Here is a 17,682-nt window from a genome sequence, read left to right on the forward strand (position 1 = left end):
TCTCCTGTGGTCCATTTATATCGGCGCGCCGCACGGGCGTGTTTGGCGGTCAAGTCGGGGGATGAGACACCACATCCTGTGGCATCCAAAACCCCCGCAGAGCTTCGCAATTCGGCTCAAAGACGGGGCTGTGTTTCAAAGCGGGACGGTCCCGCGCAGCGGCAAGCTCGGCGGCGAGCGTAAGAAACATGTCCCGTTGCGCAAAGGGTTGGCGTTTGGTTGGGGTGTCGATCCTCCAGAAGCCTTTGAGTGTGGCGGGGGTGTTGGCCGCACCGTTTTTGTGCCGCCACAGCCCCTGAGCCACATCCACATCATAGTCCGAAAGGAAGCGCAATCCATTGTTACATATAAACAAAATCGAAGATATGATGTAGTCAACCGTCTGCGCGTCAAAGAAGTAGTTGAACCCCAGCCGCACCCAACCGGGCCGCATCAGGCTTTTGCCCTGCGCAATCGCGGCCTCATAGGCGGTGGCGGTGTCTTGCGGGATATGCAGCAATTCATGGCCATAGGGCCCGGCACAAGAACAGCCACCCCGCGCCTGAATGCCAAACAGATCGTTGAGCAGAGCCACGACATAACCATAATGCAGCATTCGCCCTTCACACGAGATGTTGAAGGACAAAACCCCAAGCCGATCCGTGTCCAGTGGCCCAAGAAGACTCAGACCCGGCGCGGTGGAGAGGCGGGCAAAGGCCTCGCGCATCATCGCGCGTTCGCGCCGTTCGATCTCGGTTGATCCCACCGCTTCTTTCAGCGCCATGACGGCCCCCGCGCGGATGTCCCCGACGATACCCGGCGTGCCCGCCTCTTCGCGCCGCTCGATGTCGCGCACATAGGTGTGGTGACCTGCGGTGACATAGCTCACCGTGCCGCCACCTGTTACACCGGGGCGAGTGGAGGTGAACAGCGCCTTATCCGCCACCAAAACGCCAGAGGCACCGGGGCCACCAATGAATTTATGCGAGGAATAGAAAATCGCGTCGATCCGCGCATCCGGGTCCGTGGCGTCAAGGGTCAAAGACATGTCGACATAGGGAGCCGCAGCGGCAAAATCACAGACGAAGCGCGCGCCATGTCGGTGCAGCAGCGTCGCGATGGCTTTCAGATCGGAGCGCACGCCGGTCACATTGGAAGCGGCGGAGAAGGCACCGATTTTAAGGACCTCTTCCGGGTGGGCCTTCAGGCGTTCGGCCAGATGGGCGAGGTCGATTTGGCCCAAAGTATCCAAGCCGATCCGCTCAATCACCGCGCCGGTTTCGCGCCACGGCAGATCGTTTGAGTGGTGCTCATAGGGGCCGACAAAAACCACCGGAGCGTCGCCCGCGCGCACTTTGGCCTCAATGTCCATGCCGCGCACCAGCCGATCCACCGCCGCCGTCGCGCCATTGCCGGTGAAGATCACCACATGGTCGTTGGTTGCGCCAAGCGCATCGGCGATGATGCGCCGCGCCTCTTCGCGCAGGGCCGTGGTTTCGCGCCCGGTATAGGAGGTCTCGGTGTGGGTGTTGCCATACACCGGCAGGGCGATGTCCGTGATGGCCGCTTCGATCATGCCAAGCGAACGCCCCGAGGCGATGAAATCGGCATAGACCAAAGGGCGTGGGCCATAGGGGCCGGGGATGGCTTGACCCTCGCCGATGACGCTATCGCGGATTCGCGTGATCAAATCCTCTTTGGCATCGAGGTCAAAGGCGACCTCTGTCTCAGGATGTATCGGAGTTGCCGCAGGGTGGACCATCGTCAAAAGTTCCTCGCATGATCTTCATGTGCCACCGGGGCCTGCGTTGATGTCGGGCATGCCGGTGATTTGAGGAAAAAGTGACACCTATTCGTCATATTGAGCAATAGGTTTCTAGTATTAGTCATAAGAAAGCAAAATAAATCTAATATATGTAATTTTTGAGGGGGGACGGAGCGGGAAACGTTCAAAAATGGCGATTTCGGAGAAAAATTTTCGACAGTTTCAATCTGTTGAAGAAAGCCCCACGTTTCCGATGCCTGTTTTAACGGCAAAATGAAAACGAGGAGGCGCAGGCCTCCCCGTCTAAATCGTTCTTAAACCGCATAAAAACTGGGCTAAATGGCGATGCGGCACCAGACGCAATCATGATCTGCCAGAGGCCGACCTGTGGCGTCGAGAGAGGTGAGAATCCCTTTGTCCCGGCTCACCAGATCGCGGCCCGCAAGCCAATCGAGCTTCATCACCCGCTCCGGGTGCGGCGTGATCAGGGAGGGGCGCGTGGTCATGCCCTCGGCGGTGAACTCCCAACTGTAGCCCCGCTCTTGGCCAAGGGCAAAAAGCGTCTCTTTGCGCCAATCGAATTCTGGCGGCATGTGATTGCCGGTGTTGAGATCGCCACCGATGAGCACGGGCATATTCGGCGCAAAATCCTCTACCGCCTTGAGCAAAATCTCAAATTGCGCGTGTCGATGCGCGGGGCCCGCGTTGCTTTCCAGATGGGTGGAAACGACACAGATCGGCCCGCGTTCCGTCGGCACAATCGCGGCCAGTGCCATCCGCCCGCCCAAACGTGGTTGATCCGGGTCGGCGCCGCTGTCGGTGCTGAACCAATGGCCGTGATCATCGAGCCGGATCAACGTCACCGCCTCAAAGGGCACAGAAGACAGGATCGCGTTGCCATGCCAACCGAGTGCATTGACATCATCGGTGCAATAGGCCCGTTCAGTCGCGCCGCCCAAATCCAGCTCGTGAAACTCCACGCCAAAAGCGTAGACCATGCCCAAAGCCTTGGCCATCTCAGCCGTGGTGTGGCGCTGGCCGGTGCGGGCCATGCCGTGATCAACCTCTGAGAGCAGCACCACATCGGGGGCCACCGCACCCAGATGCGCAGCGGTGTCAGCGGGGAAGAGGCAACGTTCGACATTCCATGCCGCAACGGTGATCTCGGCGGGCAGGGTGGTGCGGGCGGTTTGGCCGCCCAATTGCACCGCGTTCATCGCCATGACCTCGGCCATCAGCGCGCGGTGCGCCTCGGCGGTGCGCGGGGCGGCCAAAAGGGTGGCGCGTTGTTCGGAGGTGACGGGTGGGAGTCTGTCCAACAGCGAAATCACGCGTCACTCTCCACCGTGGTGTTGAGAGGGGCCTGCAGCGCGCCCTTATGCCGCGCATCCATCCGTTTGCCCGTGTCCGGGTGAAACAGGCACAGATGCGACGGATCGCAGGACAGGCGCAGCGGGCCGGATTTGGCGGTGATCTCTTTGGCCAGATGCACGGTCAACTGTTGCCCGTCGACGCGCCCATGCAGCAAGCGATGCGCGCCCAACTCCTCGACCAGATCGACCTCCATCGCAATCGGGCCTTTCGCGTCGATGAACAAATCTTCAGGGCGTAGGCCAAGCGTGACCGGACCGCGATGATCCACCGTCATTGGCACGTCAAGCCCGGCGAAAGACAGGATGCCATCTGACAATTCGCCCGCAACAAGGTTCATCGGCGGTGCGCCCATGAAAGAGGCGACAAAGGTCGAGGCCGGGTTGTGGTAAATCTCGGAGGGCGTGCCGATTTGTTCGATGCGGCCCCCGTTCAACACGATGATGCGATCGGCCATGGTCATGGCTTCGACCTGATCATGGGTGACATAGATCGAGGTGACACCAAGGCGACGTTGCAGGGCCTTGATCTCGATCCGCATCTGGTTGCGCAGCTTGGCGTCCAGGTTCGAAAGCGGTTCGTCAAACAGAAACAGGGCCGGATCGCGCACGATGGCGCGGCCCATGGCGACACGTTGACGTTGCCCGCCCGACAACTGGCTGGGCTTACGGTCGAGATAGTCATCTAAGTTGAGCATCGCAGAGGCTTCGGCCACTTTCGCCGCGATCACGTCATTGGGCGTTTTGCGGTTTTTCAGGCCATAGGCGATGTTTTTGCGCACGCTCATATGCGGGTAGAGCGCATAGTTTTGAAACACCATGGCGATGTCGCGATCCGCCGGATCGACGTCATTGACGATGCGCTCACCGATGGACAGCGTCCCTTCGGTGATGTCCTCAAGCCCGGCGATCATTCGCAACAAGGTGGATTTGCCACAGCCCGAGGGGCCGACGAGGACAACGAATTCGCCATCTTCGATGTGGAAAGAGGAAGGGGTCACGGCCTCTGCGCCGTTCGGGTAGATTTTGCGGACAGAGTCCAAGCTAACCTGAGCCATTGTTGTAGTCCTTATTTATCGGATTCCGTGAGGCCCTTGACGAACCAGCTCTGGAAGAAAATGACGACGAGCACGGGCGGCAGAATGGCGATCAGTGCCAACATATTGGCCCGGCCATATTCGGGGATGTTGTTGCCTTCGAGCGTCTGCACGATCTGTTTGATGCCGCGCACGAGGGTGTACATGTTCTCATCCGTGGTGATCATGGTGGGCCAGAGGTATTGGTTCCAGCCGTAGACAAACATGATGATGAACATCGCCGCGATCATGGTCTGTGAGAGCGGCACAAGGATGTCGATGAAGAATTTGATCGGCCCCGCCCCATCAATCCGCGCCGCTTCGATCAATTCTTCGGGCACGGAGCGAAAGAATTGCCGAAAGAAAAACGTGGCCGTGGCCGAGGCGATCAGTGGGATGATCAGGCCTTGGTAGGTGTTCATCATGCCAAGCTGTTGCACGATTTCATAGGAGGGCAGGATGCGGACCTCCAAAGGCAACAACAGCGTGGTGAAGATCAACCAAAACGCCAGCGTGGCAAAGCGCAGCCGGAAATAGACGATCGCATAGGCGGCCATCATGCCGATCACGATCTTGCCCACGGCAAAACCAATGCCCAAGATCAACGAGTTTTTCAGCATGTTCATCCCGGTGTTTTGACCGGAAAAGCCCGAGGCCTCGAACATCGCTTTGCGAAAGTTGTCATCCAACTCGGTGCCGATGGTCAGCGTTGGGCCGAATTTCATCGTCTCAAGGTCCGGCGTGGTCACGGTTTGCAACATGATCAACAGTGGCAACAGCATAAGCAGAGAGCCAAAGATCAGGATGGCGTGATCAACCACAGTCTCAAGTTTGAACCACGAACGTTTGCGCGTCTGCGCGATGGCATGGGCGTGGGCGGAAATGTCAGTCATGTCAGTTCCTCAAGTGTAATGAATGCGCCGCTCAATCAGGCGGAACTGAAAGACGGTGAGGGCAAGGACGAGGATCATCAGGATCACCGATTGCGCCGAGGAACCGCCAAGATCATTGCCGCGGAAACCATCGACAAAGACCTTGTACACCAGCGTCATCGGGTTGTTGCCCGGCTCACCCTTGTTGATCGTGTCGATCACACCAAAGGTCTCAAACAGCGAATAGGTGATGTTGGTGATCAACAGGAAAAACCCGGTCGGCGCGAGCAGTGGAAAGGTGATGTCCCAAAACCGGCGGGTGCCAGAGCGGTTGTCCAAAAGCGCGGCTTCGCGCACCGAACGCGGGATGGATTGCAGGCCGGAGAGGAAAAAGATGAAATTGACCGGCACTTGTTTCCAAACTGAGACCACGGTCATGGCAAAGGCTGTGTCAAAATAATTGACGCCAAGTGTGAAGTCCCAGCCAAAGAATTTGAACAACTCTGACAGCGGCCCCCAGGTTTGGTTGAACATCAAAAGCCCGATGAAGCCCGCGACAGGGGGCGCAACCGCATAGACCCACATCAACAGCGTGCGATAGGTTTTCGCCCCGCGCAGAACCTTATCGGCCTTGACCGCAAACAACAGCGCCAGAGCGAGCGAGAAAAACGTCACCAACACCGTGAAGAGCACGGTGAATTTCGCCACTTTGAGATATTCGACGGAGGCTGCGAGGTGAGTGTAATTCTCAAGCCCAACAAAGGTCTGACCAAAGCCAAACGGGTCTTGCAGGTAGAACGAAGAGGTCACGGCGTGCAAAGCCGGCCAATAGAAAAAGATCGCGATGATCAACAGTTGCGGCAAAAGCAACAGGATCGGCAACCATTTGGTGGAGAATCCAGCGCGTTTCATGAGGGAGGGCCTTTATGAGAAAGCCTGACGGCCGCAGCGGATGCGGCCGTCAGTGTGGTGTCAAAGCAAAGGCTTAGCCTTGGGTTTTTGCGAAACGAGCGAGAAGTTCGTTACCTTCTTTTTCGATCGTGGCCATTGCGTCCTCGACCGTGGTCTCACCCGAAAGGATGCGGCTGAATTCGCGGTTTTCGACGTCACGGATTTGAACGTAGAAGCCCATGCGATAGCCTTTGGTGTTTTCACCGGAGGTCAGCATCAACTGTTTGATGCCGGTTTCAGCGGCCGGGAAACGGTCGTAATGGCCGTCTGCTTTGGCCATTTCGTAGGCCGCAGTGGTGATCGGCACATAGCCGGTTTCACGGTGCCACATATACTGAACCTCAGGCGAGGTCAGGTAACGGAAGAACTCAGCCGTGGCTTTGTTTTCCTCGGCGGATTTGCCGGACATGGCAAAGAGGGACGCGCCGCCGATGAAGGTTTGGTAACCCTCTTCGGTGATGGAGGACCAGAACGGCAGGTTGGTGGCGGAGAATTCAAACGGAAGGTCTTTTTTCATCAACCCGCCGAAGGAGCCAGAAGAGCCGATCCAAAGGCCAACTTTACCCTGTTCGAACTGCGCTTGGTTGTCGTTCCAGCCGGTGCCGTAAAAGCCAAAGTAACCGTCATCAAGCCACTGCTTGACATGGGTCCAATGCATTTTGAATTCGTCGGTGTTGACGAGGATTTTGGTGCCTTCTGCGCCATCGTAGCCGTTGTCATTCGTGGCGAACGGCAGGTTGTGACGGCTAAAGAAGTTCTCGGCAAATTCCCACGGCAGGTGCGATTGCACGAGCGGCACGTAACCGGCGGCTTTCAGGGCCGGGGCGGTGACGGTTTCGAACTCTTCATAGGTTACAGGAGCTTCAACGCCCGCCGCTTCAAGTGCCTGTTCGTTGAAATACATGATCGGCGAGGAGGAGTTGAACGGCATGCCGATCATTTTGCCCGCGTTGTCGGCGTAGAAGTAACGCACACCAGAGATGTAGTCTTCGATGTTGAAATCCACACCATTCTCGGACAGCAGATCCTGAACCGGAACAGTCGCGCCTTTTGCCCCGATCACGGTGGCGGAGCCTGCGTCAAACACCTGAAGGATGTTCGGCTGTTCACCGGCGCGGAACGCCGCGATGCCCGACGTCAGGGTCTCTTCGTAAGAGCCTTTGAACACGGGGGTGATTTTGTACTCATCTTGCGAGGCATTGAACCCAGAAGCGATTTCATTGACGGTTTCGCCAAGATCGCCACCCATCGCGTGCCACCACGTGATTTCGGTTTCGGCAAAGGCAGCAGAGCCCAACAGGGTGAACGCGGTTGCGGCCCCTAGGAATTTCGATGTTGTCTTGATGGTCATGTCACATCTCCGGTGTCTGTTTGAAACGCGCCGCACCCCTGTCAGGCGCTCACGCAGAAAAGGTCCGTCCTCCCTCACGGGAGAAACGCGCAAGAAACGTGCAGGCCCCGGCTGTCCATCAGCGATGTCCGCCAGGGTCTGCATGTCTATGCACACGCGTTCAGATACCCGGCGGATGTAATGGGAATGTGAAAGATTTTTATCATTCTTGACAACATATGACCCAAAGCCCGAGAGAAAGCCCGTGGATCAAGACAAGCTCATATCACCCAAGCGTCATCGCCGTGTGACAGCCCAAGACGTGGCCGACGCGGCGGGCGTGTCGCGTTCTGCGGTCTCGCGCGCCTTTACCGAGGGTGCCTATCTGGACGAGGAAAAACGCCAGCGCGTGCGCGCCGCTGCGCTCGACCTTGGCTATCGGCCAAATGCGCTGGCCGCGGGGCTTCAGGGGGGGCGCTCGCATCTGGTTGCGATTTTCGTGGGCGATATGCGCAACGCCTATGACACCGAAGTCGTCACCCGTCTTGTCGGCGCATTGAACGCCATTCAAAAATGGCCGATCCTGATTGATGGTGGCGGGCTTTCGTCGGTCAAAGAGGCGATGGGCGAGGTGCTGCGCTATCCTTTGGATGCGTTGATCCTGCGCTCCGGCTCCATGGACCCCGCGATCGCCAGAGAATGCACCAAGCTGCACATCCCGGTGATCTCGTCGGGGCGCGTCCTCTATCATCCGCAAATCGACAATGTCTGTTGTCGCAATCAAGAGGGAAGCCAGGCCGCCGCCCAGCTTTTGTTGGACCGTGGCCGTGTGCGGTTTGGCTATATCGCCGGGCCTGCGGGCTATAGCTCTTCAAGCGCGCGTCAAGACGGTATGACCCGCGCTTTGGCCGCCGCCGGGTTGACGCCTGTCGCTGTGGAACAGGGCGATTTCACCGTCGAAGGGGGGCTCGCCGCGGCTGAGCGCCTGTTTGAGCGCGCCCGCCTCGATGCGCTACTTTGCGCCAATGATGCCATGGCCATCGGTGCGCTGGGCGCCGCGCGCGCGCGTGGAATCGACGTCCCGAATGATCTATCCATCGTTGGGTTTGATGATATTTCCATGGCGCGCTGGCCGGGGATCAACCTGACAACCGTCTGCAACCCGATCGACATTTACGCCGATAAAGTCGTCGAATTGCTGGCCGCACGTCTGGCCGATCCCGAAAAGCCCAGTGACGTGGCCTATATCGACACACATCTGGTTTTGCGCGGGACTCATTAGGTCGCAGCCTCTGTTGCGGCCCTCTGGCCCGGATCACATCCGCCATAATTTTGACCCCCAGACCCCAAAACCGCCCGGAGAATGACCAAAAGCGCCTGTCGGCGGATTTCCCCCATAGGTTGTGGTCTTTGTGCGGCACAGCTCAGCATATCCTGATCTCAATCGACGCGATCCGCCTGTAGATCGTCCTGGGGAGGAGGATACAGGCCTTATTTGAAAGAGAGAGATATGATTTCAGTCTTGGATTTCCGGGCATTTTCGTCGGGGCAAGATCCGGTCGGGTTTACGACAGCACTGGGGGAGGCCTGTCGCGACAGTGGCGTTTTCTTTCTCACACATCACGGCATTCCGCGCGGGCTTTTGACGGATGTGGGCGAGGTGGCCGATACGTTTTTTGCCCTGCCAACGCAGGACAAAACCCCCCTCGACATTCGCCATTCCAACACCAATCGCGGCTGGGCGGGATATGGCGTCGAAGTGATGGCGGATCGCCCCGATGTGCCTTTGTACAAGGAAAGCTTTAGCATCGGCTTGGACCTTCAACCCCATGATCCGCGTGTGCTGGCACATGAGCCGTTCCGCGCGCCAAACGCGTGGCCCGCGCTTGATCAGTTTCGCGATGTGATGTTGGATTATTACAAGGAAATGTTGGCGCTGGGGCGGCTTTTGATGCGCGCGGTCGAACGTGATCTCGATCTGCACGCCGATTTTTTCCAGCCGCATTTCACCGAACCCATGGCCACCCTGCGCCTGTCGCATTACCCGGCCAATCCGTGGGACATCGCCGCCACAGACGCCGTGGGCGGTCCGGCGCAGCATGATTACGGCGCGCTGACGATGGTGCTGACCGATGGCTCCGCCGGGATTCAGGTTCAGGACAGGGCGGGCAACTGGGTCGATGTGCCGGACATGCCGGACAGTTTGTTGGTGTTGGTCGGGGATTGCCTGATGCGGTGGTCCAATGATCAATACCGCTCTGCACCGCATCGGATTTTGCCGCCCGCCGCGCCACGCCGTTTGGCGGCCTTTTACCTTGATCCCAACCCCGAGAGCCTGATCACCCCGCTGCCCGGCACGGGTGCAGCGCATTACGCGCCAATCCGCGCGGCGGAGTATTTGCGGGCGCGTTTGGACGAGATTTATCTTTCGGCGGTCGTGGCCCAGTAAGGTCGGATTGAGACGGGCTGGACAGGGGCATGGGCGGCCAGTAAGGCTGCATTATGACCCATATTTTTGATCACGACCTTGATGCCATCGACCTGTTGTGCCCGCTGCCCGTGCTCAAAGCGCGCAAGCGGCTTTTGGCGATGGCACCGGGCGAGATCTTGCGCCTGCGGGCCTCTGATCCGGCGGCGGTGATCGACGTGCCGCATTTTTGCGCCGAGGCGGGGCATGAATTTGTGTCGATGTCGGACGAGGGTGGGGTGCAGAGCTATCTGATCCGCTGTGGCGCGCACGCTTTACGGTGACGCCAAGAGGGCTTCGGCGCGGGCAAGGTCCGTTTCCGTGTTGATGTTGAAAAACGCGTCCTGCGCCCCGGAGTTTTCAAACACCACCGGCACGACGCCTTTGCTCTCTGCAAACTGCCGCATCCGCCGTTGATCGTGCCTCAACGCCACCCGAAGATCATCGCGCAGCGCCACAGGCCAAAGCGCGAAGGTCGGATGCCAAAACCGCCGCTCCTCTGCCTCGGTCACGGCCATGCCAAAGCCTTCGGGCACAGAGTTCGCCTGCAGCCGGTCCACAAGGTCGGTGGGAAAAAACGGCGTGTCGGTGGCCACGGTCACAATCGCCTCAAAGCCCATGCGCGCGGCCCAGTCCAACCCGGCCAAAACCCCCGCCAAAGGCCCCTGCGACTCTGTGCTGCCATCGGCGAACACCGGATAGCCAAAATCGGCAAAGCGGCTCAGATCGCCATTGGCGCTGATCGCGAGCGTAGCGCATTGCGGCGAAAGCCGCGCGATCACCCGTTCGATCAAAGGCAGCCCGCCAAGCCGCATCATGCCCTTGTCCTGCCCGCCCATCCGGGTCGCTTGCCCCCCCGCAAGGATCACCCCGGCGATCTGCGTCATCTTTGACCTCACTGTGTGCTTTCCTCTCTGGCGTTCCGTCTGTATGTCCAGATACCATCCAATCAAGGCTCGCGGACTGCAAGGGCCAGACAGATCAAGGGCTGGTCCATGTTGGGATATGTGATGATGGCGGGGCGCGGCGAGACCGATGCGGTGCTATGCGCCCTGGCCGATCGGTTGTCGTCCGAAGGCCGCAGCCTTGCGGGCGCGGTGCAACTCAACCGTGAGCGTCCCGGCGCAAGCAAATGCCATATGGAACTGAAGCTCTTGCCCTCAGGTGAGTGTCGGTCGATCACGCAAGCCTTGGGCGAGATGTCGCAAGGCTGCCGTTTGGACGCAGAGGGGCTTGAATTGGCCGTGGCACAGGCGGAACGGGCCTTGGACGCGGGGGCGGAGCTTGTCGTGATCAACAAATTCGGCAAACAGGAAGTGGCGGGCCGGGGCTTTCGTGCGCTGATCGCTGAGGCACTGCATCGCGGCGTCCCGGTGATCCTTGGGGTCAATGAGAAAAACCTCCACGGCTTTGTTGCCTTTGCCGGCGAGGTCGCCGAACCACTTGCGCCTGATCTGACGGTGCTGTTGGAGTGGTGCCATGCAAAGCTGCATGTTGATTAAAAAATGTGCGCATAAGCTTAATTTTTGACATATTGCCAAAGGGCGATGCGCGCCCCGCGCGGGAATCGTTTACTTTATGGGCCGATCGCCGCGATCTGAGGCCATGAGCGCCCCCCTATCCATCATCGTCGTCGAAACCGACCGCACCCGCGCGCAGCTGATCGTGGACAGCCTGCGCCAAGCGGGCGACTTCGACATTTATATCATCGCCGAAGTCACGGGGCTGGCGCGCCAAATTCAGGCCCGCAACCCGGATATCGTGCTGATCGACATCGAAAACCCGTCTCGTGACACGATGGAAGAGCTGACCTTGGCCTCCGGCCCTCTGGATCGCCCGGTGGCGATGTTTGTGGATCGTTCGGATGAGGGCCTGTCTGCCGCTGCGATCGAGGCGGGGGTCTCCGCCTATATCGTCGATGGGTTACATTCAAACCGGGTCAAACCGATTTTGGACGCCGCCATCGCCCGGTTTCGGATGTTTCAACGGATGCGCACGGAATTGGCCGAAACCAAAAAGGCGCTCGAAGAACGCAAGGTCATTGACCGCGCCAAGGGCATGTTGATGCGCGCGAAAGGCATCGGCGAAGACGAAGCCTATGCGCTTTTGCGTAAAACCGCGATGGACCAAGGACGCCGCGTGGCCGATGTGGCGCAGGCTTTGGTGACGGCGGCGGGGCTTTTGGCATGAGGGCGGTGACGGTTTCGGTCGGGTTCATACCGCTCGTCGATGCAGCCCCTTTGATTGTGGCGCAGGAAATGGGATTTGCCGCCGAGGAGGGCATCAACCTTGCCCTCAAACCCGCGCCCTCCTGGTCCTCGCTGCGCGATATGTTGTCTTTTGGTCAGGTCGAGGCGGCGCATATGCTGTCGCCCATTCCGGTGGCCACGGCGCTGGGTCTGGGCGGGGCGGGGGCGAAACTGTCGGCCGTCTCAGTGCTGTCGGTGAATGGCAACGTGATCGGCGTGTCCAATGCTTTGGCCGCGCGGCTGCACGATCAGGGCCATGATTTCGGCTTTAACGACGCCTATAAGGCAGGCACCGCCTTGATCGGAGCCGCCAAGGGCCGGTTGCGGATCGGCGTGCCATTTCCGTTTTCGATGCATGCCGAACTTTTATATTACTGGCTCTCGGCGCTGGGTCTTCCTGCGCCGCAATCGGTCGATATCCACACCGTGCCGCCGCCTTTGATGGCCGATGCGATGGAGGCAGGCGACATTGACGCGTTTTGCGTTGGCGAACCTTGGGGCTCGCAGGCGGTGGATACTGGCGTGGGGCAGCTTTTGTTGCCGGGATCGGCAATCTGGTCCTGTGCGCCCGAAAAGGTCTTGGCGGTGCGCTCAGACTGGGCCGAACAGGAAAGCGCCTTGATGGGCCGGTTGATCCGGGCCGTGTGGCGCGCGGGGCGTTGGTTGGGCGAACCGGACAGCCGGATGTTGACCTCCGAACTTTTGAGCCGCCCCGAATATCTTGATCTGCCCTCGGATATGCTGGAGCGCGCCTTGATGGGGCGTTTGGTGATCGGACCTGCGGGCGAAGAGCGCCATGTCGACGGGTTTGTCGAATTCTTCAAAGGGGCTGCGACTTTCCCATGGCGGTCGCAGGCCGAATGGATCGGAATGCAGTTGGCCACCCGGATGGGGCTGGATCAGGCGATGGCGCGCAACGTGGCCGGTGGGGTGTTTCGCTCGGATATTCACTGTCAGGCGCTTGCGGGGACGACGGCGGATTTGCCGGGGGCCTCCTCAAAAGTTGAGGGCGGATTGGAAGCGCCCATGGCGGTGGCCTCTGAGGCGGGGCACTTGATCCTTGGTCAAAATCGGTTCTTTGATGGGCGCGTTTTTGATCCAAAAGGGGATTGATGCGCAAATAATGGGCAAATTTATGCGATTGCAGCATTTTTTGATCCGCACGACCCGAGGCCTTTTGCATATGCAGCGTGATTCCACGCATAGATAAGACATCGAAGGCAACGATGCCGCGATACGAAATTTCCATCCCGATGATCGGGATGACTGAGCAAAGCCGCTCGACAATCGTCCCCTCCTCCCGGGCGATTTGTCGGCGGCTTTTTTTTATTTTTCGCCTCCAACAGGGCATGCACTGACTAAGGGACACACAGATGAAACACCTTCTTCTCGGCCTCGCGGCCACCACGGCGCTCGCCACTCCCGGCTGGGCTGAGATGCTTGATCTCGAAAAAGATCAATTGACCTTTGGTTTTATCAAGCTGACCGATATGGCACCCTTGGCCGTGGCCTATGAACAGGGTTTTTTCGATGACGAAGGCCTGTTTGTGACGCTGGAAGCCCAAGCCAACTGGAAAGTGCTTTTGGACGGCGTGATCGACGGCACCTTGGATGGCGCGCATATGTTGGCGGGGCAACCCTTGGCCGCGACCATGGGCTATGGCACCGAAGCGCATATCATCACGCCATTTTCGATGGACCTGAACGGCAACGGCATCACGGTCTCAAACGACGTTTGGGCAGAGATGAAGCCGAACATCCCATTGGATGCGGAGGGCAAGGTGCAGCACCCGATTTCCGCCTCGGCTCTGGCTCCGGTGGTTGAAAGATTCCGCTCCGAAGGCAAGCCCTTTAACATGGGCATGGTTTTTCCGGTCTCCACCCACAACTACGAGCTGCGCTACTGGTTGGCAGCGGGCGGGTTGCATCCGGGGTTCTATTCCCCCGACAACATCACCGGCCAGATTGGCGCGGATGTGTTTCTCTCTGTCACGCCGCCGCCGCAGATGCCGGCCACGTTGGAAGCGGGCACCATCAACGGCTATTGCGTCGGTGAACCGTGGAACCAACAGGCCGTGTTCAAAGGCATCGGCGTGCCGGTTGTGACCGATTACGAGCTGTGGAAAAACAACCCGGAAAAGGTCTTTGGCATCACCGCTGAGTTTGCCGAAGAGAACCCGAACACCACCAAAGCGGTTGTCAAAGCGTTGATCCGCGCCGCGATGTGGTTGGACGAAAACGACAACGCCAACCGCGCAGAGGCCGTCAAAATCCTGTCACGCCCGGATTATGTCGGCGCCGACGAAGAGGTGATTGCCGCCTCGATGACCGGCACATTTGAATATGAAAAGGGTGACAAACGCTCTGTGCCCGATTTCAACGTGTTCTTCCGCTACAACGCCACATATCCGTTCTACTCGGACGCCGTGTGGTATCTGACCCAAATGCGCCGTTGGGGGCAAATCTCTGAGGCCAAGCCGGACAGTTGGTACGATGAGGTCGCCAAATCCGTCTACAAGCCGGAGATTTATTTGGAGGCTGCAAAGCTTTTGGTCGAAGAAGGTTTGGCCGATGCGGCCGACTTCCCGTGGGACAGCGATGGCTACAAAACACCGACCCCGGCCGAAGATGTCATTGACGGCATCGGCTATGACGGCCGCGCGCCCAACGCCTATCTCGACAGCCTGCCGATCGGCCTGAAAGGCGAACAGATCGTCGTCGGCACCGAAGTCAAAGGCTGACCCATACCTCCCCTCGGGCGCGCTTTCGGGTGCGCCCATTTTTCCGACCCTGATTTTCCCGCGAGGACCCTGCAATGACCGCCATAGATCCGCACGCTCTGGACGCACAGGCCAAAGCGGCCCGCCGTGCGAAACTGTTCACCCGTATCAACAAGGCCGACACTTGGTTTCAGGTCTTGGGTCTGAGTTGGATGACCCCGATTTTGAAAGCCATTGCGGGTGATAACCCAAAGGTGCAGGTCAAAGAGATTTGGAAACTCCTGGGTGTGCCCGTGTTGTCCATCCTGTGTTTTCTGATGCTCTGGGGCACATTGGCGCCGAAAGTGCAAACCTCCTTGGGCGCGATCCCCGGTCCCGCCGCCGTCTGGGAAGAGGCGGTGAACCTGCATCATGATGCGATGGCCAAGGCCGAAAAGAAGGCCGCGTTTGAAGAGCGCGTGGACAAACGCAATGCGCGGCTGATCGAACAGGGCAAGGCCGACGAGGTCAAAGACATCGCCTACACCGGCTCGCCGTCCTATTACACGCAAATCTGGACCTCGATCAAAACCGTGTTTTTCGGCTTTCTGATCGGCTCGGCCATTGCCATTCCTTTGGGGATTTTCGCGGGCCTGTCGCCCTATGCCAATGCTGCGATCAATCCTTTGGTGCAGATTTTCAAACCGGTGTCGCCGCTCGCGTGGCTGCCGATTGTGACGATGATCGTCTCCGCGCTTTATACCAACAATGACGGAATGTTCGCGAAATCCTTCCTTGTCTCCGCCATCACCGTGACGCTCTGTTCGCTTTGGCCAACCCTGATCAACACATCGCTGGGGGTCGCCTCCATCGACAAGGACCTGATTTCCGTCTCCAAAGTGCTCAAAATGAACACCTATTCCAAAGTCACCAAATTGGTGCTGCCCTCGGCTTTGCCGCTGATCTTTACCGGGCTGCGTCTCTCTTTGGGTGTGGGCTGGATGGTGTTGATCGCCGCTGAAATGCTGGCGCAGAACCCCGGCCTTGGCAAATTCGTCTGGGATGAGTTCCAAAACGGCTCCTCGCAATCTCTGGCCAAAATCATCGTCGCGGTGCTGACCATCGGCATCATCGGCTTTCTGTTGGATCGGGTGATGTTTGCGCTGCAATCCCTTTTCACCTTCTCGAACAACCGGTGAACGACATGAGCATTCTCACATTCGACAACGTGTCCAAAGGCTTCGGTCAGGGCCTCACACGCACCGAGGTGTTGAAGGGGATCAACCTTGACGTCAAAGAGGGCGAGTTCCTTGTGCTCTTGGGCTTTTCCGGTTCGGGCAAGACCACGCTGATCAATCTGATGGCCGGGCTTGAGACGCCGTCGGCGGGCACCGTGTCCTTTAAGGGCAAGCCGATCACCGGGCCGGGGCCAGAGCGCGGCTTGATTTTTCAAAGCTATTCTTTGATGCCCTGGCTGACAGTGGCGGGCAATGTGCGCTTGGCGGTGGATACGATCTTTCCGGGTCTGTCCAATGCCGAGAAAGAGGCCAAGGTCGATCACTATGTCGCCATGGTCGGTCTGTCACATGCCGCCGCGCGCCGTCCTGCCGAATTGTCGGGCGGGATGCGTCAACGCGTCAATGTCGCCCGCGCCTTGGCGATGAACCCCGAGGTTCTGTTGCTTGATGAGCCGCTCTCGGCACTTGATGCGCTCACCCGCGCCAATCTGGCCGATGAGATCGAACATATCTGGGAGGCGGATCAAAAGACCTGTGTGCTGATCACCAATGACGTGGATGAGGCCATTCTTTTGGCCGACCGGATCATCGCGCTCAATCCTGACGGGACGCTGGGCGAGGAGTTTCCGGTGACCATCCCGCGCCCGCGCGACCGGATTGCGATGAATACGGATGACGGGTTTAAAAAGCTGCGCGCGAGCGTGACCAAATATCTGATGGATGTCGGGATCGAAAGCAAAGCCGAGGGCACCAAGGTCCTGCCCAATGTCATGCCGATCCATTCCGTGCCTGCCGCTGTCGCCAAGGCGCAAGAGGGGATGATCGAAGACCGCTTCCTCGATTTCTCGCAAATCCATAAAATCTATCCAACCCCCAAAGGTCCGCTGACCGTGGTTGAAAATTTCGATCTGAAAGTGAACCGGGGCGAGTTCATTTCGATCATCGGCCATTCCGGCTGTGGCAAATCCACGGTCCTGACCATGGCGGCGGGGCTCAATGACATCTCCAAAGGCGTGATCAAACTCGACGGCTATGAAGTCCGGGGCGCTGACCCCGAACGCGCCGTGGTGTTTCAATCGCCAAACCTCTTTCCATGGCTCACCGCCAAGGAAAACGTCGCCATCGGTGTCGACAAGGTCTATCCGAAAGCCTCGCAAGCCGAGCGTCAGGACGTGATCGAATATTACCTTGAACGGGTCGGTCTGGCCGATGCGATGGACAAAGAGGCCGCGTCGATGTCGAACGGCATGAAACAACGCGTCGGCATCGCCCGCGCCTTTGCCCTGTCGCCGAAACTGCTGTTGTTGGATGAACCGTTCGGCATGCTCGACAGCCTCACGCGCTGGGAGTTGCAGGAGGTGTTGATGGAGGTCTGGGAGCGCACCAAAGTCACCGCGATCTGTGTCACCCATGACGTCGATGAGGCGATTTTGCTCTCGGACCGGGTGGTGATGATGACCAACGGCCCACAGGCGACCATCGGCAAAATCACCGACGTCAAACTGCCCCGCCCGCGCACCCGCAAGGCGTTGTTGGCGCACCCGGATTATTACCACTACCGGCAAGAGGTGCTCGATTTCCTTGAAGAATACGAACATGGAGCCAAGCCCAAATCCATACCGACCCCAAAAGCCGTCGCGGCGGAGTGATCTCGATGGACGATCCGAACATTTTTCTCGTCGGGGG

General features: G+C 58.7%; 16 protein-coding genes. 9 read left to right on the top strand and 7 right to left on the bottom strand.

The genetic code is table 11. From position 1 onward, the window contains the following. Positions 1-49 precede the first annotated feature (49 nt). The 6 genes from BLT54_RS07805 to BLT54_RS07830 form a co-directional block, all read right to left on the bottom strand. Positions 50-1,741 carry an aminotransferase class V-fold PLP-dependent enzyme gene (locus BLT54_RS07805; RefSeq protein WP_074643160.1) on the bottom strand — a complete coding sequence of 564 codons (1,692 nt, stop codon included), beginning with the start codon at positions 1,739-1,741 and terminating at the stop codon, positions 50-52. Between the two features lie 338 nt (positions 1,742-2,079). After that, positions 2,080-3,075 carry an endonuclease/exonuclease/phosphatase family protein gene (locus BLT54_RS07810; RefSeq protein WP_074643163.1) on the bottom strand — a complete coding sequence of 332 codons (996 nt, stop codon included), beginning with the start codon at positions 3,073-3,075 and terminating at the stop codon, positions 2,080-2,082. Next, complete coding sequence (locus tag BLT54_RS07815) at positions 3,072-4,172, bottom strand: ABC transporter ATP-binding protein (RefSeq protein WP_074643166.1); 1,101 nt, start codon at positions 4,170-4,172, stop codon at positions 3,072-3,074. Before BLT54_RS07815 ends, BLT54_RS07810 begins: the two co-directional genes overlap by 4 nt. 11 nt (positions 4,173-4,183) lie before the next feature. After that, positions 4,184-5,083: an ABC transporter permease subunit gene (locus BLT54_RS07820; RefSeq protein WP_074643168.1), complete on the bottom strand. Its 900-nt coding sequence runs from the start codon at positions 5,081-5,083 to the stop codon at positions 4,184-4,186. 9 nt (positions 5,084-5,092) lie between these two features. Beyond that, positions 5,093-5,974: an ABC transporter permease subunit gene (locus tag BLT54_RS07825; RefSeq protein ID WP_074643172.1), complete on the bottom strand. Its 882-nt coding sequence runs from the start codon at positions 5,972-5,974 to the stop codon at positions 5,093-5,095. A 73-nt stretch (positions 5,975-6,047) separates the two neighbouring features. Beyond that, a complete protein-coding gene (locus tag BLT54_RS07830) occupies positions 6,048-7,364 on the bottom strand; it encodes an extracellular solute-binding protein (protein ID WP_074643175.1) in 1,317 nt (438 codons plus the stop codon). A gap of 244 nt (positions 7,365-7,608) precedes the next feature. Between BLT54_RS07830 and BLT54_RS07835 the strand changes: the two genes are divergently transcribed. From BLT54_RS07835 to BLT54_RS07845, 3 genes are all read left to right on the top strand, one after another. After that, on the top strand, positions 7,609-8,625 hold the full coding sequence (locus BLT54_RS07835) for a LacI family DNA-binding transcriptional regulator (protein ID WP_074643177.1): 1,017 nt from the start codon (positions 7,609-7,611) through the stop codon (positions 8,623-8,625). Positions 8,626-8,853: 228 nt separating this feature from the next. Further along, positions 8,854-9,792 (top strand): isopenicillin N synthase family dioxygenase, encoded by a 939-nt coding sequence (locus tag BLT54_RS07840; RefSeq protein WP_074643180.1) that lies wholly within the window; start codon positions 8,854-8,856, stop codon positions 9,790-9,792. 53 nt (positions 9,793-9,845) lie between these two features. After that, the gene (locus BLT54_RS07845; protein ID WP_074643183.1) at positions 9,846-10,094 is read left to right on the top strand and encodes a sulfurtransferase TusA family protein; all 249 of its coding nucleotides are present in this window, start codon (positions 9,846-9,848) and stop codon (positions 10,092-10,094) included. On the opposite strand, the gene mobA is transcribed toward BLT54_RS07845, so the two are convergent. Beyond that, complete coding sequence (mobA, locus tag BLT54_RS07850) at positions 10,086-10,697, bottom strand: molybdenum cofactor guanylyltransferase MobA (protein WP_074643186.1); 612 nt, start codon at positions 10,695-10,697, stop codon at positions 10,086-10,088. The genes BLT54_RS07845 and mobA overlap by 9 nt on opposite strands. A gap of 108 nt (positions 10,698-10,805) precedes the next feature. On the opposite strand from mobA, the gene BLT54_RS07855 reads away from it, so the two are divergent. The 6 genes from BLT54_RS07855 to BLT54_RS07880 all read left to right on the top strand — a co-directional run bounded on the left by BLT54_RS07855 (position 10,806) and on the right by BLT54_RS07880 (position 17,645). Continuing rightward, positions 10,806-11,312, top strand: coding sequence for a DUF2478 domain-containing protein (locus BLT54_RS07855; RefSeq protein ID WP_074643188.1), 507 nt, complete (start codon positions 10,806-10,808; stop codon positions 11,310-11,312). A 103-nt stretch (positions 11,313-11,415) separates the two neighbouring features. Continuing rightward, the gene (locus tag BLT54_RS07860; protein ID WP_009572163.1) at positions 11,416-12,000 is read left to right on the top strand and encodes an ANTAR domain-containing response regulator; all 585 of its coding nucleotides are present in this window, start codon (positions 11,416-11,418) and stop codon (positions 11,998-12,000) included. Continuing rightward, positions 11,997-13,172: a CmpA/NrtA family ABC transporter substrate-binding protein gene (locus tag BLT54_RS07865; RefSeq protein WP_074643190.1), complete on the top strand. Its 1,176-nt coding sequence runs from the start codon at positions 11,997-11,999 to the stop codon at positions 13,170-13,172. Before BLT54_RS07860 ends, BLT54_RS07865 begins: the two co-directional genes overlap by 4 nt. 260 nt (positions 13,173-13,432) lie before the next feature. Next, the gene (locus BLT54_RS07870) at positions 13,433-14,800 is read left to right on the top strand and encodes a CmpA/NrtA family ABC transporter substrate-binding protein (protein ID WP_074643191.1); all 1,368 of its coding nucleotides are present in this window, start codon (positions 13,433-13,435) and stop codon (positions 14,798-14,800) included. Between the two features lie 74 nt (positions 14,801-14,874). Further along, positions 14,875-15,957 carry an ABC transporter permease gene (locus tag BLT54_RS07875; RefSeq protein WP_074643193.1) on the top strand — a complete coding sequence of 361 codons (1,083 nt, stop codon included), beginning with the start codon at positions 14,875-14,877 and terminating at the stop codon, positions 15,955-15,957. A 5-nt stretch (positions 15,958-15,962) separates the two neighbouring features. Then, positions 15,963-17,645 (top strand): ABC transporter ATP-binding protein, encoded by a 1,683-nt coding sequence (locus BLT54_RS07880; RefSeq protein WP_176832843.1) that lies wholly within the window; start codon positions 15,963-15,965, stop codon positions 17,643-17,645. The last annotated feature ends 37 nt before the right edge of the window (positions 17,646-17,682 follow it).

It is taken from the genome of Celeribacter baekdonensis (assembly GCF_900102315.1).
GTDB lineage: Bacteria > Pseudomonadota > Alphaproteobacteria > Rhodobacterales > Rhodobacteraceae > Celeribacter > Celeribacter baekdonensis.